We start from the raw sequence: 16,644 nt of genomic DNA on the forward strand, positions 1-16,644 counted from the left end.
CCCGATGGCCGCGAGCATCGCCCCGGACGCCGCGCCCGACGCAATGCCGGCCGCCAACGGCCCGGCGACGATCCCGCTGCGCAAGCGGGTCCGGCGGCTGGTCATGCAGCTCGGTCCGTCGCGGATGGCGGCGACGATCCTGTTCCTGATCGTCGCGACGCTGTTCGCGCGCTTCAGTTGGGACATGCCGCTCGTCAACGATGCCGAACGCGCGCTCTACGATGCGCGCGCGACCCTGATGGCACCGCATGTCGCGCAGGATCAGCGCATCGTCATGATCACCTATAATGACGAAACGCTGTTCAACACCGGCATCCGCTCGCCGCTCGACCGGACGCTGCTTGCGCGCGCACTCGCCAATATCGACCGCATGGGTGCGAAAGCGATCGGCATCGATATCGCTTTCGATTCGCCGCGCCCCGACGACGATCTGCTCAAGACGCAGTTGCGCGCCATGACGACGCCGACATGGCTCGCCTATGCCGAACAGGCGAGCAATCCGAACACCATCTTCTACGAACAGCAGAGATTCCTTCAGTCCTTCATCGCCGACGTGCGCACCGACAAGACCCGGCCGACGAGCGTCCTGTTCCGCACCGACGGCGACGGCGTGATCCGCCGTTGGCCCGACCGGCCGAAGAATCTGCCGCCGCTGATGGCGAATGCGCTGGCGCCGGTCGACGCCGCCCACGCCGATTATCAGGGCAATATCCGCTTCCTCCTGCCCGCCCGCGCCAATGCCGGACAGGAGGAGCCGGTCTTCGCCAACATCCCGATCGACACATTTGCGGTGCCGATGGACGATGAAATGCTCGCCGGCCTCGCCGAGCTGGTGCGCGGACGCTATGTCCTGATCGGCGGCGACATCATCGACAACGACCAGTTCAACACGCCAATGAGCCGCTTTGTCGATCCGATCACCGGGCTGCACGAAACGATGATCGGGCTCGAAGTTCATGCGCATATGCTGGCGCAGCAACTCGACGGCGACTGGCCAGCGCCGGTGCCGGGGCCGTCGCTGTGGGTGCTGGCCATCCTCGTCGTCGTCGCCGGGGGACTGACCAGCCTGATCGACATGCGTGCGCGCTGGGTCGCGCTTGCGTTTCTGGGGCAGCTTGCCTTCTTCGTCGCCTTCCCTTTCTGGCTGCACCGCCACGGCATCGACACGACGACCCTGCCCGCCTTCGGCTGGGCGGTCGGCTGGCTGCTCGGCTATGCCGCGGTCGGCACCGCGGCGCGCACCATCGGCTCGCGTCAGCGCGCCTTCGCGCAGTCGGCGCTCGGCAAATATCTGCCTGTCGATGTCGCCGCGCAGATCATGCGCGATCCCGACCAGCTTTCGCTGCACGGCGAACGGCGCAACATCTATTGCGTCTTTACCGACCTCGAAGGCTTTACCAAGCTCAGCCATGCGGTGACGCCGGAGACGGTGGCGCGGCTGCTCAACGAATATCTCGACCGCCTGTCGGACATCGTCCTCGAACATGGCGGGACGATCGACAAGTTCGTCGGCGACGCGGTCGTCGCCTTCTGGGGCGCGCCGATCAGCCGCCCCGACGATGGCGCGCGCGCCGCGGCGGCGGCGGTCGCCATGTACCAGGCGGGTGAAGCCTTTCGTGTCGATATGGCGGAGGGCGTGCCGCCGATCGGCATGACGCGCGTCGGCCTGCATGTCGGCGACGCGATCGTCGGCAATTTCGGCGGTGAGGATCGCATCCAATATACCGCGCTCGGCGACAGCATGAACACCGCCTCGCGGCTGGAGGCGGCGAACAAGAGCCTGAAGACCGGCGTCCTCATCTCGGCCGAAGCCGCCGAGCGCTCGGGGCGCGACGATCTGGTGCCGATGGGCCGCGTGACGCTGCGCGGGCGGGCGCAGCCGGTCGACGTCTTCACCCCGCGCGCCGACCTCAGCCCCGATCAGCGCGCCGCGATCGCCGCGCTGGTTGCCGCGCATGCGGCGGGCGATAAAAAGGCCTATGTGACCTGCGCCACAGCATTGGCGGCCGAATGGGGTAAGGATTTGTCCATCATGTTCCTGATCGAACGCCTGAACGATACCGACAAGGGAGAAAGCTATGTCCTTTCCTGACTTCCGGACCCGCCGCCTGGGCCTGACCACCGCCGCAGCCGCCATTGCCTTCGCGGTTGCCGGCACCGCCGCAGCGCAATCGATGGTCGTGCGATCGACCGGTCCGTCGGCGTCCAAATATCCGACCGGCGCAAAGCTGAAGGCCAGCGACAAGCTGACCCTCGTGGCGGGCGACAAGATCGTGCTGATGCAGGGCGGCAAGACGCGCACCCTGTCGGGGCCCGGCACCTATGGCGCCAGCGGCCCGATCCAGTCGAACCAGACGATGGGCAGCGCGGTGACGCGGATGCTCGCCAGCGGCCCGTCGATGCGATCGCGGGGCGGGTTTTCGCGCGGTCCCGACCAACCCAAGCCCGCCGAACTGCGTGCGCCGAACCTGTGGTTCATCGACTATCGCGAAGCCGGCACCTTCTGCGTCGCCGATCCCGCGACGCTGATGCTGTGGCGCCCCTATATGGACACCGACGAGCTTCTGAAGATCGAACAGGACGGCAAGACGCAGACCGTTGCTTTCGTCGTCGGCGCCAATTTCCGCAAATGGCCGTCCGATGCGATGCCGGTCAAATATGATGTCGATTATCGCCTGTCGGGCGGTGGTCTCAGCGCCCCCGTCACCATCCGCTTCAAGCCGATGGGAGAGGTGCCCGCGACCCCCGACGCGTCGGTCGATGCGCTGATGGCAAAGGGCTGCACCCCGCAGCTCAACCGGCTCGTCGACACGATGGCGGAAGCCGAAGCGAGCGGCGGCTGAACGCACGGCTGGCGGGCATTGAAGGGGCCGCGCCGGTCTGATATTTGTTGCAGACTATGCGGCCGGATAGAGCCGCAAGTCCTTTCCTTGGGTCGATAAATTGGTCTAGCTGCCCGTGGGGGCGGCAGGATCGCTGGAGCGCGTTCGAAAACGCCTGCGCTCGGGGTTGGGGGTAATATGACGGTCAAGGGCGACAGGACAGGTTTCGGTGCGGCGCTCGCCGGTTCGGTGGCGATCGCCGCCTTGATGGCGCCGGCCGCCGCATCGGCGCAAAGCGCGCCGCCGGTCCCGACGCGCGAGGAAATTGACCGCAGCGCGCCGCCGCCGATCGCCCCCGCGGGCGAGCGCGTCGTGTCGGCCGACGACAGTATCGAACACGCCCCCTGCCCGCTCGCCGCGCCCGAATTCGCCAATGTCCGGGTGACGCTGCGTAGCGCCGAATTCTCCGCCGCGCCGGGGATCGACACCGCCATGCTGGCGCCCGCCTGGTCGGACAAGGTCGGCCAGGATCTGCCGATCGCGGTCGTGTGCGACATTCGCGACCGCGCCGCGACGCTGCTGCGCGCCAAGGGCTATCTCGCCGCGGTGCGCGTCCCGCCTCAGACAATCAGCGACGGCATCGTCCGCTTTGACATTCTCTCGGCACGCCTTGCGCGCGTCGAAGTGCGCGGCGATGCCGGCAGCAACGAGCGGCTGCTGCAACGCTATCTCGCGCATCTCGACGATGCGCCGATCTTCAATGTCGAGGATGCCGAGCGCTATCTGCTGCTCGCGCGCGACATCCCCGGCCTCGATGCCCGGCTGACCTTGCGTCCCGGCAATGCGCCCGGCGAAGTGATCGGCGAGGTCACGGTCACGCGCACGCCGTTCGCTTTCGACGCCAATATCCAGAATTTCGGGTCGCACGACGTCGGCCGCTGGGGCGGCATGGTCCGCGCGCGCGCCGCCGGCCTGACCGGCTTGGGCGACCTCACGACCGTCAGCCTGTATTCGACCGCCGATTTCGAAGAGCAGCAGGTGCTGCAACTGTCGCACGAAATGCGTGTCGGCGGCGAAGGTCTGCGGCTTGGCGGCAGCTATACCTATGCATGGACGCGCCCCGATGTCGCGACGCTGCCGCTGAAATCGCATACGCAGATCATCAGCCTGTTCGCCGGCTATCCGCTCGTGCTGACGCAGGCGAAGCGAATTCAGATCGGCGGCGGGCTCGACATCATCGATCAGGACATCGCCATCGGCGGCGTCCCCCTCAACCGCGACCGCGTGCGCGTCTTCAACCTTCACATAGATGGCAACTGGACCGATCCGGCATCGATCGCGGGCCGGCACGGCTACACCCCGGCCGAGCCGCGCTGGGCCTTCGGCGCCTCGCTCGAAGCGCGCCAGGGCGTCGATTTCCTGGGCGCCAGCAAGGACTGCGGCCCCGGCGGCACCGCCTGCTTCCTGCCCGGCGCGGTTCCGCTGACCCGGATCGAGGCGAAACCCGATGCCTTCGTGCTGCGCGCCAACGCACAGGCCGACTGGCGACCGACGCCCAAATTCGCCCTATCGGTGGCGCCGCGCGCGCAATGGGCGAGCGATCCGCTCGTCGCCTATGAAGAATTTTCGGGCGGCAATTTCACCGTCGGACGCGGTTTCGACCCCGGCACGGTGATCGGCGACAGCGGCGTCGCGGTGACGACAGAGGCCCGCTACGGCTCGTTCGTCCCCGCCAATACCAAGGCGCTCGCCATCCAGCCCTTCGCCTTTTTCGATGCGGCATGGGTCTGGAACAAGGACAGCAGCTTCAACGGCCTGAATCCGCAAAAGCTGTTCTCGGCCGGGGGCGGCGTGCGGCTTGCCTACGGGACGCTCGGCCGGCTCGACATGACCGTCGCCGTGCCGCTGAACCGTCCGGCGCTGATGGCGCAAAAGCCCGACCCGCGCTTCCTGCTGTCCCTGACGACGCAATTTGGTGTGAGGGCTCGTTGATCATGCAATTCGAACCGGAAACGATCGCCATGCGAAAGACCGCAAACACCAGCATTCCCGCCGCGCGCTCGGCGAAGCGCCACTTGTTGCAGGGCTGCGCAATCGCCGCGGGCCTTGCCGCGCTTGCCTATGGCGGGCCGGCACTGGCGCAGGTGCAGGCGAACCCCGTGTTCGTCAATGTCGGGGTCGGCTCTTCGGTGTCGAGCAATGCGGGTACCAAGACGACAACGGTCACCGTCACCCAGAATCAGAGCATCATCAACTGGGTGCCCACCGACACGGCACCGACCGGCGGGGCAATCGACCTCCTGCCCGCCGACAGCACGTGGAATTTCAACGGCAACGGCAATTATGTCGTGCTCAACCGCTTCGTGAACGGATCGGGTGGGTCGCTGAGCCGGCAGATCGCGCTGAGCGGCACGATCAACAGTTTCGATTCATCCGTCAGCGGGCCGGGCGGCAGCATCTGGTTCTACAACGCCGGCGGCATCCTGCTGAACAGCGGCAGCGCGATCAACGTCGGCAGCCTTCTCCTCACCGCCAACGATATCGACACGACCGGCGGTCTTTTCGGACCGGGGGGCGAAATTCGCTTTCGCGGCGCGTCGGGCAGCACCGCCGCGATCCGCATCGACGCAGGCGCCTCGATCACCGCCGACATGGACGCGGCGGGCGGCAGCTATGTCGCGCTCGTCGCCCCACGCATCGTCCAGGACGGCATCGTCAACGTCAACGGGTCAGCGGCCTATGTCGCCGCCGAACAGGCCGACATCCGCATCAATGCGGGCCTGTTCGACATCAACGTCCTGACCGGCGCCGAGGGCGGTCAGGTCATCAGTCACAGCGGCGTTACGACGGGACCGGAGCAGCAGGTCAGCGGCGGCGCCCAGCGCATCTATATGGTCGCCATTCCCAAGAATGACGCCGTCTCGATGCTCGTGTCGGGCCAGATCGGCTATCAGGACGCCGTTTCGGCGGTGACCGATTCCGACGGCGCCGTCATCCTGTCGGCGGGCTATAACATCACCGGGGGCGCGATCGACACGGCACCGGCGAACAGCGTCGGGGCCAATATCACGGTCAATGACACGCTGTTCCGCAGCCGCACGATCGCGCGCGCGAGTGGCGATTTCCTGGGCCAGCCCATCGATACGATTCCGCCGGTCGGCGGAGCCTTCGTCCCGCCGCCTCAGCTTGGCCGGATTCTCGTCGAGGGCAATGCCCTGTTCGAGGGCGACAACAGCGCGACGATCAACGTCGGCGCGGTTCAGGCGGTCGGTGCAACCGGTCAGTTCATCGTCCGTTCGAAAGCGGCCTCGGCAATCACCGTCGACGGCGGACAACTCGCCGCGGGCACCGACATCCTCGTGACGGCCTCGCGCGATGCCAATAACGTGAACGGCGTTGGCGAGGGCGGCAATGCCAGTCTGACCATCCTCAACGGCGGCGGCGTTTCGGCGAACAGCGTGACGGTCAGCGCGCGCGGCCTCGGCGGATTTACCGACGGCGGCGACGGCGGAACCGGGATCGGTGGAACCGCCAGCGTCAGCGTCAGCGGCCCCGGCAGCACATTGAATGTCGGCTCGTTGATCGTCGATGCCGGTGCACTCGGCGGCGGCGCCTATGTCGGACCAAGCGGTCCTACCGTCACGGACGACAGTGGCGACGGCCAGGGCGGGACAGCCACGCTCGATATATCCGACGGCGCCACGGTTCAGGCCAGCAACTTCGTTCGCGTGACCGCCGATGGTCAGGGCGAGACCGGCCTTGTCCGCTCGGGCGACGGCGCAGGCGGGACGGCGCGGATCACCGCTGGCGGGCCTGGCACGACCTTCATATCGAGTTCGACCGACATCAATGCGCAGGGTTTTGGCGGCGGAAGCCAGTCGAGTTCCAGCGGATCGATCTTCTCCGCCTCCGCCGGAAACGGCGTCGGCGGCACCGCGTCCTTCGGCGCGAACGGTGACGATTCGACCCAGATCGCGCCGGGGAACCTCTATCTGTCGGCAAGCGGCCTCGGCGGGGGCGCCAATGCGGCCACCGGGCCGCAAGGCGGCGACGGCACCGGCGGCGATGCGTCGGTGTCGGCCGATGGCGCCTTCACCCTCGATCTCAACTCGCTGATCGTTCTCGCCAACGGCGAAAATGGCGGCGCGTCGAGTTCGGGCGGCGATACGGGCGTCTCGGGGGACTCGCAGGGCGGCACCGTCAGCCTGTCCGCAAGTAACGGCGCGACGATCGCCAGCACCTTCTATATCCAGCTCGATGCCGGCGGCATCGTTTCGAGCAGCGAGAATATCGGCAACGGCCAGGGCGGCGGCGTCCGCATCGACGCGACGAGTGGCGGGTCGATCACCACCGACGGCATGCTGCAGATGACCGCCGACGGCGGCAGCTTCGGCGGCTTCACGGTGGCGACGAGCGGCGGAACGGGCGACGGCGGCAACATCCTCATCAACGCCGACGGCGGATCGGTCGGTGCGAGCTATTATTATCTGACCGCCAACGGCAGCTCGGCCAATTCGGCGGGCGCGACCGGCGCCGCACAAGGTGGCAATATCGACCTTTTCGCCCGCGGCGGCGGCAGCATCAGCGCCACCGACCCCAGCCAGTTAAGCAGCTTCAATGCCGATGGACAGAGCGGCTACAGCGTTGGCGGCGCCAACGGTTTCGGCGGCTTCATCGGGCTTCACGCCGACGGCGGGACGATCGATCTGGCCGGAACGATCCGGCTGTCGATGGGCGGCTATTCGGGCGGCAACACCGACCCCGCCGGTGGCGCGATCCCGGTGGGCCTCGGCGGCTATGCGCTGATCGAGGTGCTGAACGGCGGCACGATGACGCTCGGCGATTTTGCGGCCGATGCCGAGGGGCGCGGCTATGGCAATGTCGAATCGCCCGGCGGAGCGGGCACTGGCGCGGCCAATGGCGTCGGCGGCGATGTCGTCATCACGCTGAGCGACGGCACGCTGAGCGCAAGCCGCTTCGCCCTGTCGGCCAACGGTTTCGGCGGCCAACCCGGGTCCGGTAGCGGCACCGGCCAGGGCGGCACCATCAGCTATACGCAGACCGGCGGCGATGCGAGCTTCGGCGACATGTCGATCACCGCCAACGGCTATGGCGGTTCGACGCTGACCGGCACCGGCAACGGTATCGGCGGCACCGCGACCATGACCCTGTCGGGCGGCAGCTTCGGCGCATCGACCGCAGCCGCCTATGCCGAAGGTTTCGGCGGCGAAGGCAGTTATGGCTACGACGATTTCTCGAACCCGGTTCAGCCCGCGGGCAATGGCGGCGATGGACAGGGCGGCACCGCGACGATCGTCATCGACGGACCGATCGCGATCGATACCGGCACGTTGGCGGCCTATGCGGGTGGCCGCGGCGGCAGTGGCGGCGATTTCAGCAGCATCGGCGTCGCGGTCGGCAACGGCGGCGATGGCGGTGCGGGCACCGGTGGTCAGGCATCGATCACCGTCACCGACGGATCGATCGACACCGGCAACTTGATCGCGGACGCTGGCGGAATCGGCGGCAATGGCGGCAACAGTTACGATTCGGGCAGCTTCGGCGCGCCTGCGGGTATCAGCGTCGGCGGCCGCGGCGGATCCGGCACCGGCGGGACGGCGACGATCAACCTCGCCGCGGCGGTCGGGGTCGCCAACACGCTGACAGCGCGCGCGGCGGCGTCGGGCGGGCTTGGCGGCTATGGCTCGGTCGGTAACGACGGCGGCGCGGCGACGGGCGGCCTTGCCCAGTTGATCGTGACCGATTTCGACGCCGGACCGCTCGGCGTCGTGCTCGACGCCACGGCGCTCGGCGGCGGCGGCGGAACCGGCTATGACGGCGCGGGCGGAGACGGCGGCGCAGCAACCGGCGGCACCGCGCGCGTCGAGGCGACGGGCGCCAACGGCGCGGCGTCGATCACCCAGGCCAACTTCCTGGCCAGCGGCACCGGCGGACGCGGCGGCGACGGCAATTCCACCTTCTTCCTGAACCCCGTCGGCCCCGATGGCGGCAAGGGCGGCGATGGCACCGGCGGCACGATCGAAGCCATCGCGAGCGAAAATGCGACGCTCACCCTCGCCGGCGCGAATGGCGGGCCGGTCACGCTCGCGAGCGGCGGCACCGGCGGCGATGGCGGCAACGGCGCCTTCAATGGTGAAATACCGGGCAGCACCGGCGGCGATGGCGGCGATGGCGGGGCGGGCTCGGGCGGCGTCGTCCATCTGCTTGCCAATGGCGGCACGGTCAGTTCGGCGGGTGCGCCGGTCAACATCAGCGTGGCGGGCACATCGGGCAACGGCGGCATCGGCGGCGACGGCAATGTCGACGCGGACGGCAACGGCGGCAACGGCGCGAACGGCGCGATCTTCGCCGACCGCGGCGGGCGTATCGTCATCGAGGCGCTGGCAACCCAATCGGGCCCCGGCGCGATGGACCTTGGCGACACGACGCTGGTCGCAAGCGGCGCGCTCGCTGGCCGGATCGAGATCCGCACCGACGGCACGATCGACTTCGCCAGCCTCGATGCCGAAACCTACGGCATCGCCGATCCGACGAATAACGACACCGACGTCGCGACCAGCGGTATCTTCGTCGCGACGACCGATGGCACGATCAATGTCGGTGGCAACGCATCGCTGCGCAGCGACGGCTCGGTCGGCGTCTATGGGCAGGCGGCGGGGTTGTTCGACATCACGGGCGATCTGACCATCGAAGCTGGCGACCAGATCGATATCCGCCACGATTTCGGCGAAGGCACGCCGCCGACGATCCGCGCCGGTGGCGATTTTACGGCGACCGCGGGATCGGGCATCAGCGGCGCGACCGGTTCTTTCCTGATCGCGGGCGGCGACCTGTCGTTGACGGCGTCCAACGGCGCGATCGCCGTCGATCGGCTGCAGGGAAGCAATATATTCGTGACCGCGAGCGGTGCGGGATCCGTCGAACATGCCGAAGCGGACAATGATTTCATCGCCAGCGCGGCGAGTTTCCGCACTGGGCTCAATTCGATCATCACCGGCGGCAATATCATCGTCACCGCGCCCGGCGCGGTCGATCTCGGCAATTCCACTGCCGGCGGCTATGTCTCGGTCGACGGGGAGTCGATCCAGTTCGCGAATATCGGCGCGGGCGGCTTCGTCACGCTCAACGCCTCGGGCACTGCGCCGGGGGCCGAAGGTATCGCCGGCGGATCGATCGACGCGGGCAGCTCGATCAGCCTCTCCGGCAACAGCATCGCACTCACCGGCCCCGTCACTGGCGCCGGGCCGCTGTTCGCGACCGGCACCGGCGGCGCGGTGAGCATCAGCGATGCCGATGTCGCAGGGTCGATCGTCGTCGCCGCAGTGGGCAATATCAGCGGTAGCTATGTCTCGGGCGGCGACATCCTGCTGACCTCGGACGCCGACATCAACGCATCGGCGACGGCCAATGGCGGCTATGCCGATCCGGCAACCGGCGCGATCGCCGACGGCAATGTTTTCGCCGATGCGGCGGGCAACGCCACGCTGACCGACAGCGGTGCGGCGCGCATGTTCGGCGTCAACGCGGGACAGGCGGCCACGGTCACCAATGCGACCGCCGGCGAGGATCTGCTCGTCCTTGCCGGTACGACCGCCAATCTGACCAATGTCACGGCGGGTGACGACATCGACGTCCGCGCCACTGGCGCGATCATCGCGAACGGGCTCGACGCGACCGGCGCCGGGCTCGACGGCTTCGCGATCAACTATGTGCCAGGGAACGGCTTTACCATCGGTCAGGGCGAAGGCACGTCGAGCATCGACGGGTCGGACATCAATATCACGTCGTCGGCGGCGTCGATCGACGCGGCGAACCTGTCGGCGGGCGACGATATCCTGCTGTCGGCGGCAACGACACTCGCCCTCGACGGCGGCACGACACTGGGCCTCGGCATCACCGGCGGCGACAGCAGCATCCGCACCCAGGCGGGCGATACGGTCCTCACCAACCTCGACGCGTTCGACGACATCGTCGCGACTTCGGCGGGTGCGATCAGCAGCGACGCCATCGCTGCGGGCCGCAATCTCGCGCTGACGGCCGTCGATGCCATCGATTTCGGCGCCATCACCGTGGGCGGGACGACCACCCTCACGAGCAGCGGCGGCGCGGTCGGCGTCGATGCGCTCAACGCCGCCGGGCCGATCACGGCAAGCGGCGACAGCATCGACATTCGCGGCGGCGCGATGCAATTCGCGTCGCTTACCGCCAATGTCGGCAACGCGCTGATCCGCTCGACCGGCAATCTTTCGATCGCAAGCGGCAGCGTGGCGGGCAGCGCCGATCTCGCGGCGACAGGCGGCAGCATCGCCCTCACCGACCTGTCGGCGGGCGGCGACCTCAACGCGACCGCAAGCGGCGCCATTCAGGTCGATGGCATCGTCAGCGGTCCGCGCATCGCGCTAGCGTCGAACGACATCGTGATTGCCGGACAAGGCCGCGTCGGGACCGCGGGCACCACGCAGAGCCTGACGCTAACGAACAATGGCGCCGCGCCCACCTTCGTCGGCGGCAACGGCACACAGAACGGCTATCACGCCGACGCGACCGAGATGACGCGGCTGTTCGCGACGAACATCACCGTCAACGCGCCCAACGGTGCAGCGGCGACCGACCTGATCGTCGACAGCTTCACGCTGGCGGGCAATTCCAATCTGGGCGCGGCGGGCTCGCTGACGCTGCAGACGCCCGGGCGGGCACGCGTGATCGGCGCGGTCGAACTGACCGGCCTGACGAGCGCGAACCGGCTGACGCTCTCGGGCGACGATCGTGTCGAGATCATTCTGGGTCAGGGTAGCATCCGTCTTTCGGCGAATGGCGCTCCCGAAGGCGTGCTGGATCTGCGCGGAAACGATATCTTCGTCGCCACCGCGTCGGCCATCACCGATGTCGAAGCAGCGACCTCGACCAGCGCGATCGACACGCGCCTCGCACAGAATGACGGCGTCACCAGCGACGAAGGCGCTTTGTTCGCCGGCGGCATCAACGTCACGACGTCCCGCAGCTTCTATGTCCAGAACAGCGGTGCCGGGACCGACTACGCACAGCGGCGCGGGCTGACCTTCGCCGCGGGCGGGCTGAACGTCGATGCGCCGTCTTCGGGCGTGCGGATCGTCATCAACGGCGTCCGGCTCGGCGCCAACGGGCAAGTCACCGGGCTCGACACCATCCCGTTCCTCACCGTCAACGGTTCGGCCCCGACCAGCGGCACGATCGACATGCGGTCGACCTTCAACGGGTGCCTGATCATCAGCACCGGCGGCTGCACCTTCATCGATCCGGGCAATCAGTTCCCCGTGCAGGATGTCGTCGAGGACGAGGTTGGCGGCGATGAGGACGGCGACGGCGGCGGCACCGGCCTGCCCGTGCCGCTCATCACGATCCGCGGCATCGATCCGCTGAGCGGCGCGCCGCTGCTCGACGATCCGGTTACCGGCGCGGGCAACGACGATCTGTGGACGCCGACGACGCCCTGACGCGCGTGTGCACAGTTGACGCCGACGGGCGGGCCGGGGCATGGGCGCGGGCATGACCGATACCCCCGCCCCCCCCGCCCCCGCCTCCGGCGCACCGCTGCGGCTGTTCAACAGCCTGACGCGCCAGTTGGAACCCTTCGCGCCCGTCCACCCCGGCGAAGCGCGCGTCTATTCCTGCGGGCCGACGGTCTATAATTATCAGCATATCGGAAATATGCGCGCCTATGTCTTTGCCGACACGCTGGGCCGCACCCTGTCGTTCAAGGGGTATAAGCTCCGCCACGTCATCAACATCACCGACGTCGGCCACTTGACGTCCGATGCCGATGCCGGCGACGACAAGATGGAAAAGGCAGCGACATCGCTGGGCAAATCGGCGCGCGAAATTGCGGATTTCTATACGGGCGAATTCAAGCGCGACCTGCAATGGTTGAATGTCCGCGATCCCGCCAAATGGACGGTCGCCACCGAATACGTCCCGCAGATGATTGAATTTGCGACAGCGATCGCCGACAAGCATTGCTACGAACTCGACAGCGGCCTCTATTTCGATGTCTCGACCGTCGCAGACTATGGCCGCCTTGCCCGCGCCGTCACCGACGAGGGTGAAGGACGCATCGAAGAAGTCACCGGCAAGCGCCACGCCGCCGATTTCGCAATCTGGCGCAAGACTCCGCCAGGCGAAACGCGCCAGATGGAATGGGATTCTCCCTGGGGGATGGGCGCGCCGGGCTGGCACCTTGAATGTTCGGTAATGGGCGAAGAGGAGCTTGGCTTCCCCTTCGACATCCACACCGGCGGCATCGATCATCGCGAAATCCACCACCCGAACGAAATCGCGCAGAACCAAGCCTATCGAGATGCCGGCAGCCTCGACTGCGCCGAACATTCGGGCGCTCGGATGTGGATGCACAATAATTTTCTGATCGATCGCGGCGGCAAGATGTCCAAGTCGGCAGGCGAATTTCTGCGCCTGCAATTGCTCGTCGATCGCGGCTATCACCCCCTCGCTTACCGCTTGATGTGCCTGCAGGCGCATTATCGCAGCGAGCTGGAATTTTCGTGGGAGGGGTTAGGCGCGGCATTTACCCGCCTAAAGCGGCTGAACTTGGCTGTAAAAAATGCCCAAGTCCGGATGCATGTCGAAGCACCTGAAAGCGGCCTAATAGCTAACGAACAGGTCGTGTTCGATTCGGAGATTCAGGCCCTTCTCGCTCGATTCGACGATGCCATGAGCAACGACCTAAACACAGCCGCAGCACTCGTGATTCTAGAAGAATTGCTTAGCCGCAAAAAGTTGGATGCCCGGCAGGTCGTCCGCGCGGCGAGTATGATGAATGAAGTGCTCGGTTTAGAGCTATTTGAAGGATCGGCTCAGCGAACTCTGCGTATCCGCCCCAAAGCGGCGACGATCATGGAGGAGGAGATCGAAGCAATTCTTCTCCGCCGCAAGGAAGCGCGCGCGGCAAAGGATTTTGCTGCCTCGGACAAGCTCCGCGACGAATTGATCGCCGCTGGCGTCGAGGTGATGGACGGCGACCCGCTCGGTTGGGACTGGCGGCTGGAAAATTAAGTTCCCCTCCCGCTTGCGGGAGGGGTTAGGGGTGGGCATGAAGGGCCCGCCCGCAGTGCAGGACTGGCCCACCCCCGGCCCCTCCCGCAAGCGGGAGGGGAGATTTTATGACCAAGACCGTCACCGTCCTGTCCGGCCTGATCCGCCCGCTGGTCGAAGGCCGCCTGCCAGATTGGGTCGAGCCGCGCTTCTTCACGACGAAGGACGAGGCGATGGCGATGGCGCCCGAGGCCGAGATCGGCTGGTTCGATATGTACGAAAAGGACGACATGGCGGAAACGATCACCGCCGCGACGCGGCTGAAATGGCTCAACTCCATCTATGCCGGGGTCGATGGCATGCCGCTCGATCTGCTCGCGGAGCGCGGGACGGTCGTCACCAACGGCGCCGGGATCAACGCGATCACCATCGCCGAATATGTCGTGATGGGAATGCTGACCGTGGCCAAGGGCTATCGTGAGGTCGTGCGGGCGCAGGATCGGCGCGAATGGCTGATGGATTCGCCGGGCAAGGTCGAACTGTTCGGATCGAAGGCGCTGCTGCTCGGCTATGGCGCGATCGGCAAGCTGATCGAGGAGCGGCTGAAGGGCTTCGCGGTCGATGTGACCATCGTGCGCCGGTCGCCCCCTAAAGACTCAGGTGACCCCAACACGCTGACGCCCGACCAGTGGCGCGCGAAACTGGGCGACTTCGACTGGGTGATTCTGGCGGTTCCGGCGACGCCCGAAACCGATGGCATGATCGGCGCCGCCGAACTTGCCGCGATGAAGCCGACCGCCACGCTCGTCAACATCGCCCGCGGCAGCGTGGTCGATCAGGATGCGCTGGTCGCGGCGCTCGACGCGAAGCAGATCGCCGCCGCCTTCCTCGACGTGACGACCCCCGAGCCGCTCCCAGCCGACGATGCGCTGTGGAGCCTCGACAATGCGCATGTAACGATGCACCTGTCGGGCCGCGCGCAGGACAAGATGTTCGTCCGCTCGGCCCAGCGCTTCCTTGAAAATCTGGATCGCTGGCACAAGGGTGAAGCGGTCGAACCGCAGGTCGACCTGACCCTGGGTTATTGATCGCCCGCGCCGTCACCTTTCGATCCTTTCGCGCGAATGGGAAGAGGCCTCTCCCATCGTGCAAAGGATTGCCATGTTTCCCCTTCTTCCTCGCCGTACGTTGCTGATCGGCGCCGCGGCTTCGACCGTTGCGGCCGCCCTTCCCGCGCGCGCCGCAGCCGCCGCGCCGATCCGCGCGATCGGCTTCGACGGTTTTCCGATATTCGATCCGCGCGGCGTTGCGGCGCGCGTCAAAGCCATCGTGGGTGACAAGGGAGAGGCCTTTGCGGCCCAATGGTCGGCTAAGCTGTTCGGCTATAGCTGGCTTGAAACCGCCGCCGGCCGTTACCGCGATTTCCGCACGACCGCCGACGCAGCGCTGCGGCACACCGCCGCAGCGATGCAGGTAACGCTGAGCGACGCCGAACGCGCGGCGCTTGTCGGCGCTTACGATGCACTCGACGTCTGGCCCGATGTTCGTCCGGCGCTCGAAACGCTGCGCGGCGCCGGAATTCGACTTGCCTTTCTGTCGAACCTCGGCGCCGACTCGCTCACCGCCAATATGCGGCGCAACGACATCGCCCATTATTTCGACCCGCCGCTGAGTACCGACCGCGTGAGCGCCTTCAAACCGTCGCCCAAGGCCTATGCGATGGCGCTCGACGCGTGGGACATTCCGCGCGAACAGATCGGCTTTGCGGCGTTCGGCGGGTGGGATGCGGTGGGCGCGACCTGGTTCGGCTATCGCACCGCCTGGGTCAATCGCTTCGGCGTCCCCGCCGAACCGCTGGGCGTCGAACCGGCGATCACGAGCCGGGGGATCGAGGGCGTGCTTGCCCTTGCCGGTCTCGCCTAAGCCGGCCTTTCCGCCTTCAACTCGCGCACCAGCGGCTGCAGCCGCGCGTCATATTTGGCGAGCATCGTGTGCGCGCCGGCATGGTCATAAAAGCTGACGAGCTCACGGCCGTTCCAGCGATGGAGCGCATAGGCCGGATCTTCGGCCACGATCATCGGGCGGTCGTCGGGATGATTTTCGTCGATCGGGCGCAGGTCGAGCGACACTTGCGGCGCGGTCGACGAACAGATCGCGACCGTTCGCCCCTCCCACGCCACGGTAACGCTGCGATGCAAATGGCCGCAGATCAGGCCGCGAACATGGGGATGGCCGCGCACGACATCGGTGAAGCGATGCACCCATGGTTCGTCGGGATGGGTGTTCATCCACTCGATGCCGCTCTCGACCGGCGGATGATGCATGACGATATAGGTCGGCTTGGCAGTATCGCGGCCGAGCTCGGCGTCGAGCCATGCGGCGCGCGCGTCGCAAAAGGCGCCGCCGTGGCGCCCTTCCTCCAGCGTGTCGATCGTGACCAGCCGCACGTCAGGCAGGTCGATCGCATATTGCACGAAGCCATTGCCGTCGTCGAAGCCCGGAAACTGCGCGTGGAAATTGTCGCGCAAATCATGGTTGCCGACGCTCGGCCAGACCGGAAAGGGGCAGCGCGAAAAGGCGGTGGCGAGCCGGCGATAGCTGTCGGCATCGCCGCGATCGGTGATATCGCCGGTCGCGAGCAACAGGTCGGGCCGGTTTGGGCCCTCGATGAGCACGTCGAGCACATCGTCGAGCCGCTTGCGGTTATATTCGGCCGGATTGTCCGGATCGAACCCGATATGGATATCGGTGATCTGGGCGATCAGCATATCCGTCC

General features: G+C 66.8%; 8 protein-coding genes. 7 read left to right on the forward strand and 1 reads right to left on the reverse strand.

Annotation, left to right across the window (positions count from 1 at the left end):
- The first annotated feature begins 4 nt into the window (after positions 1-4).
- The 7 genes from STE01S_RS15380 (at position 5) to STE01S_RS15410 (ending at position 15,791) form a co-directional block, all read left to right on the forward strand.
- Complete coding sequence (locus STE01S_RS15380) at positions 5-2,092, forward strand: adenylate/guanylate cyclase domain-containing protein (protein ID WP_082657352.1); 2,088 nt, start codon at positions 5-7, stop codon at positions 2,090-2,092.
- The gene (locus STE01S_RS15385) at positions 2,079-2,843 is read left to right on the forward strand and encodes a hypothetical protein (protein ID WP_062769270.1); all 765 of its coding nucleotides are present in this window, start codon (positions 2,079-2,081) and stop codon (positions 2,841-2,843) included. Before STE01S_RS15380 ends, STE01S_RS15385 begins: the two co-directional genes overlap by 14 nt.
- Before the next feature lie 177 nt (positions 2,844-3,020).
- Positions 3,021-4,814, forward strand: a complete 1,794-nt coding sequence (locus STE01S_RS15390; protein ID WP_062769273.1) for a ShlB/FhaC/HecB family hemolysin secretion/activation protein — start codon at positions 3,021-3,023, stop codon at positions 4,812-4,814.
- A 2-nt stretch (positions 4,815-4,816) separates the two neighbouring features.
- The gene (locus STE01S_RS20450) at positions 4,817-12,316 is read left to right on the forward strand and encodes a translocation/assembly module TamB domain-containing protein (RefSeq protein ID WP_062769276.1); all 7,500 of its coding nucleotides are present in this window, start codon (positions 4,817-4,819) and stop codon (positions 12,314-12,316) included.
- 52 nt (positions 12,317-12,368) lie between these two features.
- Entirely contained in the window at positions 12,369-13,889 is a 1,521-nt protein-coding gene (gene cysS, locus STE01S_RS15400) for a cysteine--tRNA ligase (RefSeq protein WP_062769354.1), read from the forward strand.
- A gap of 107 nt (positions 13,890-13,996) precedes the next feature.
- Positions 13,997-14,956, forward strand: coding sequence for a D-2-hydroxyacid dehydrogenase (locus STE01S_RS15405; RefSeq protein ID WP_062769278.1), 960 nt, complete (start codon positions 13,997-13,999; stop codon positions 14,954-14,956).
- A gap of 73 nt (positions 14,957-15,029) precedes the next feature.
- Positions 15,030-15,791, forward strand: coding sequence for a haloacid dehalogenase type II (locus STE01S_RS15410; protein ID WP_062769281.1), 762 nt, complete (start codon positions 15,030-15,032; stop codon positions 15,789-15,791).
- Here the strand turns inward: STE01S_RS15410 and STE01S_RS15415 are convergent.
- Positions 15,788-16,636 carry a metallophosphoesterase gene (locus STE01S_RS15415; RefSeq protein WP_062769284.1) on the reverse strand — a complete coding sequence of 283 codons (849 nt, stop codon included), beginning with the start codon at positions 16,634-16,636 and terminating at the stop codon, positions 15,788-15,790. The two genes, STE01S_RS15410 and STE01S_RS15415, sit on opposite strands and share 4 nt — an antisense overlap.
- Positions 16,637-16,644 lie beyond the last annotated feature (8 nt).

It is taken from the genome of Sphingopyxis terrae subsp. terrae NBRC 15098, assembly GCF_001598815.1.
Classification (GTDB): Bacteria; Pseudomonadota; Alphaproteobacteria; order Sphingomonadales; family Sphingomonadaceae; genus Sphingopyxis; species Sphingopyxis terrae.

Excerpts from the sequence above, each read along its gene's own strand:
- STE01S_RS15380 (WP_082657352.1), top strand. The coding sequence starts at position 5 with ATGGCCGCGAGCATCGCCCCGGACGCCGCGCCCGACGCAATGCCGGCC.
- STE01S_RS15385 (WP_062769270.1), top strand. The coding sequence starts at position 2,079 with ATGTCCTTTCCTGACTTCCGGACCCGCCGCCTGGGCCTGACCACCGCC.
- STE01S_RS15390 (WP_062769273.1), top strand. The coding sequence starts at position 3,021 with ATGACGGTCAAGGGCGACAGGACAGGTTTCGGTGCGGCGCTCGCCGGT.
- STE01S_RS20450 (WP_062769276.1), top strand. The coding sequence starts at position 4,817 with ATGCAATTCGAACCGGAAACGATCGCCATGCGAAAGACCGCAAACACC.
- cysS (WP_062769354.1), top strand. The coding sequence starts at position 12,369 with ATGACCGATACCCCCGCCCCCCCCGCCCCCGCCTCCGGCGCACCGCTG.
- STE01S_RS15405 (WP_062769278.1), top strand. The coding sequence starts at position 13,997 with ATGACCAAGACCGTCACCGTCCTGTCCGGCCTGATCCGCCCGCTGGTC.
- STE01S_RS15410 (WP_062769281.1), top strand. The coding sequence starts at position 15,030 with ATGTTTCCCCTTCTTCCTCGCCGTACGTTGCTGATCGGCGCCGCGGCT.
- STE01S_RS15415 (WP_062769284.1), bottom strand. The coding sequence starts at position 16,636 with ATGCTGATCGCCCAGATCACCGATATCCATATCGGGTTCGATCCGGAC.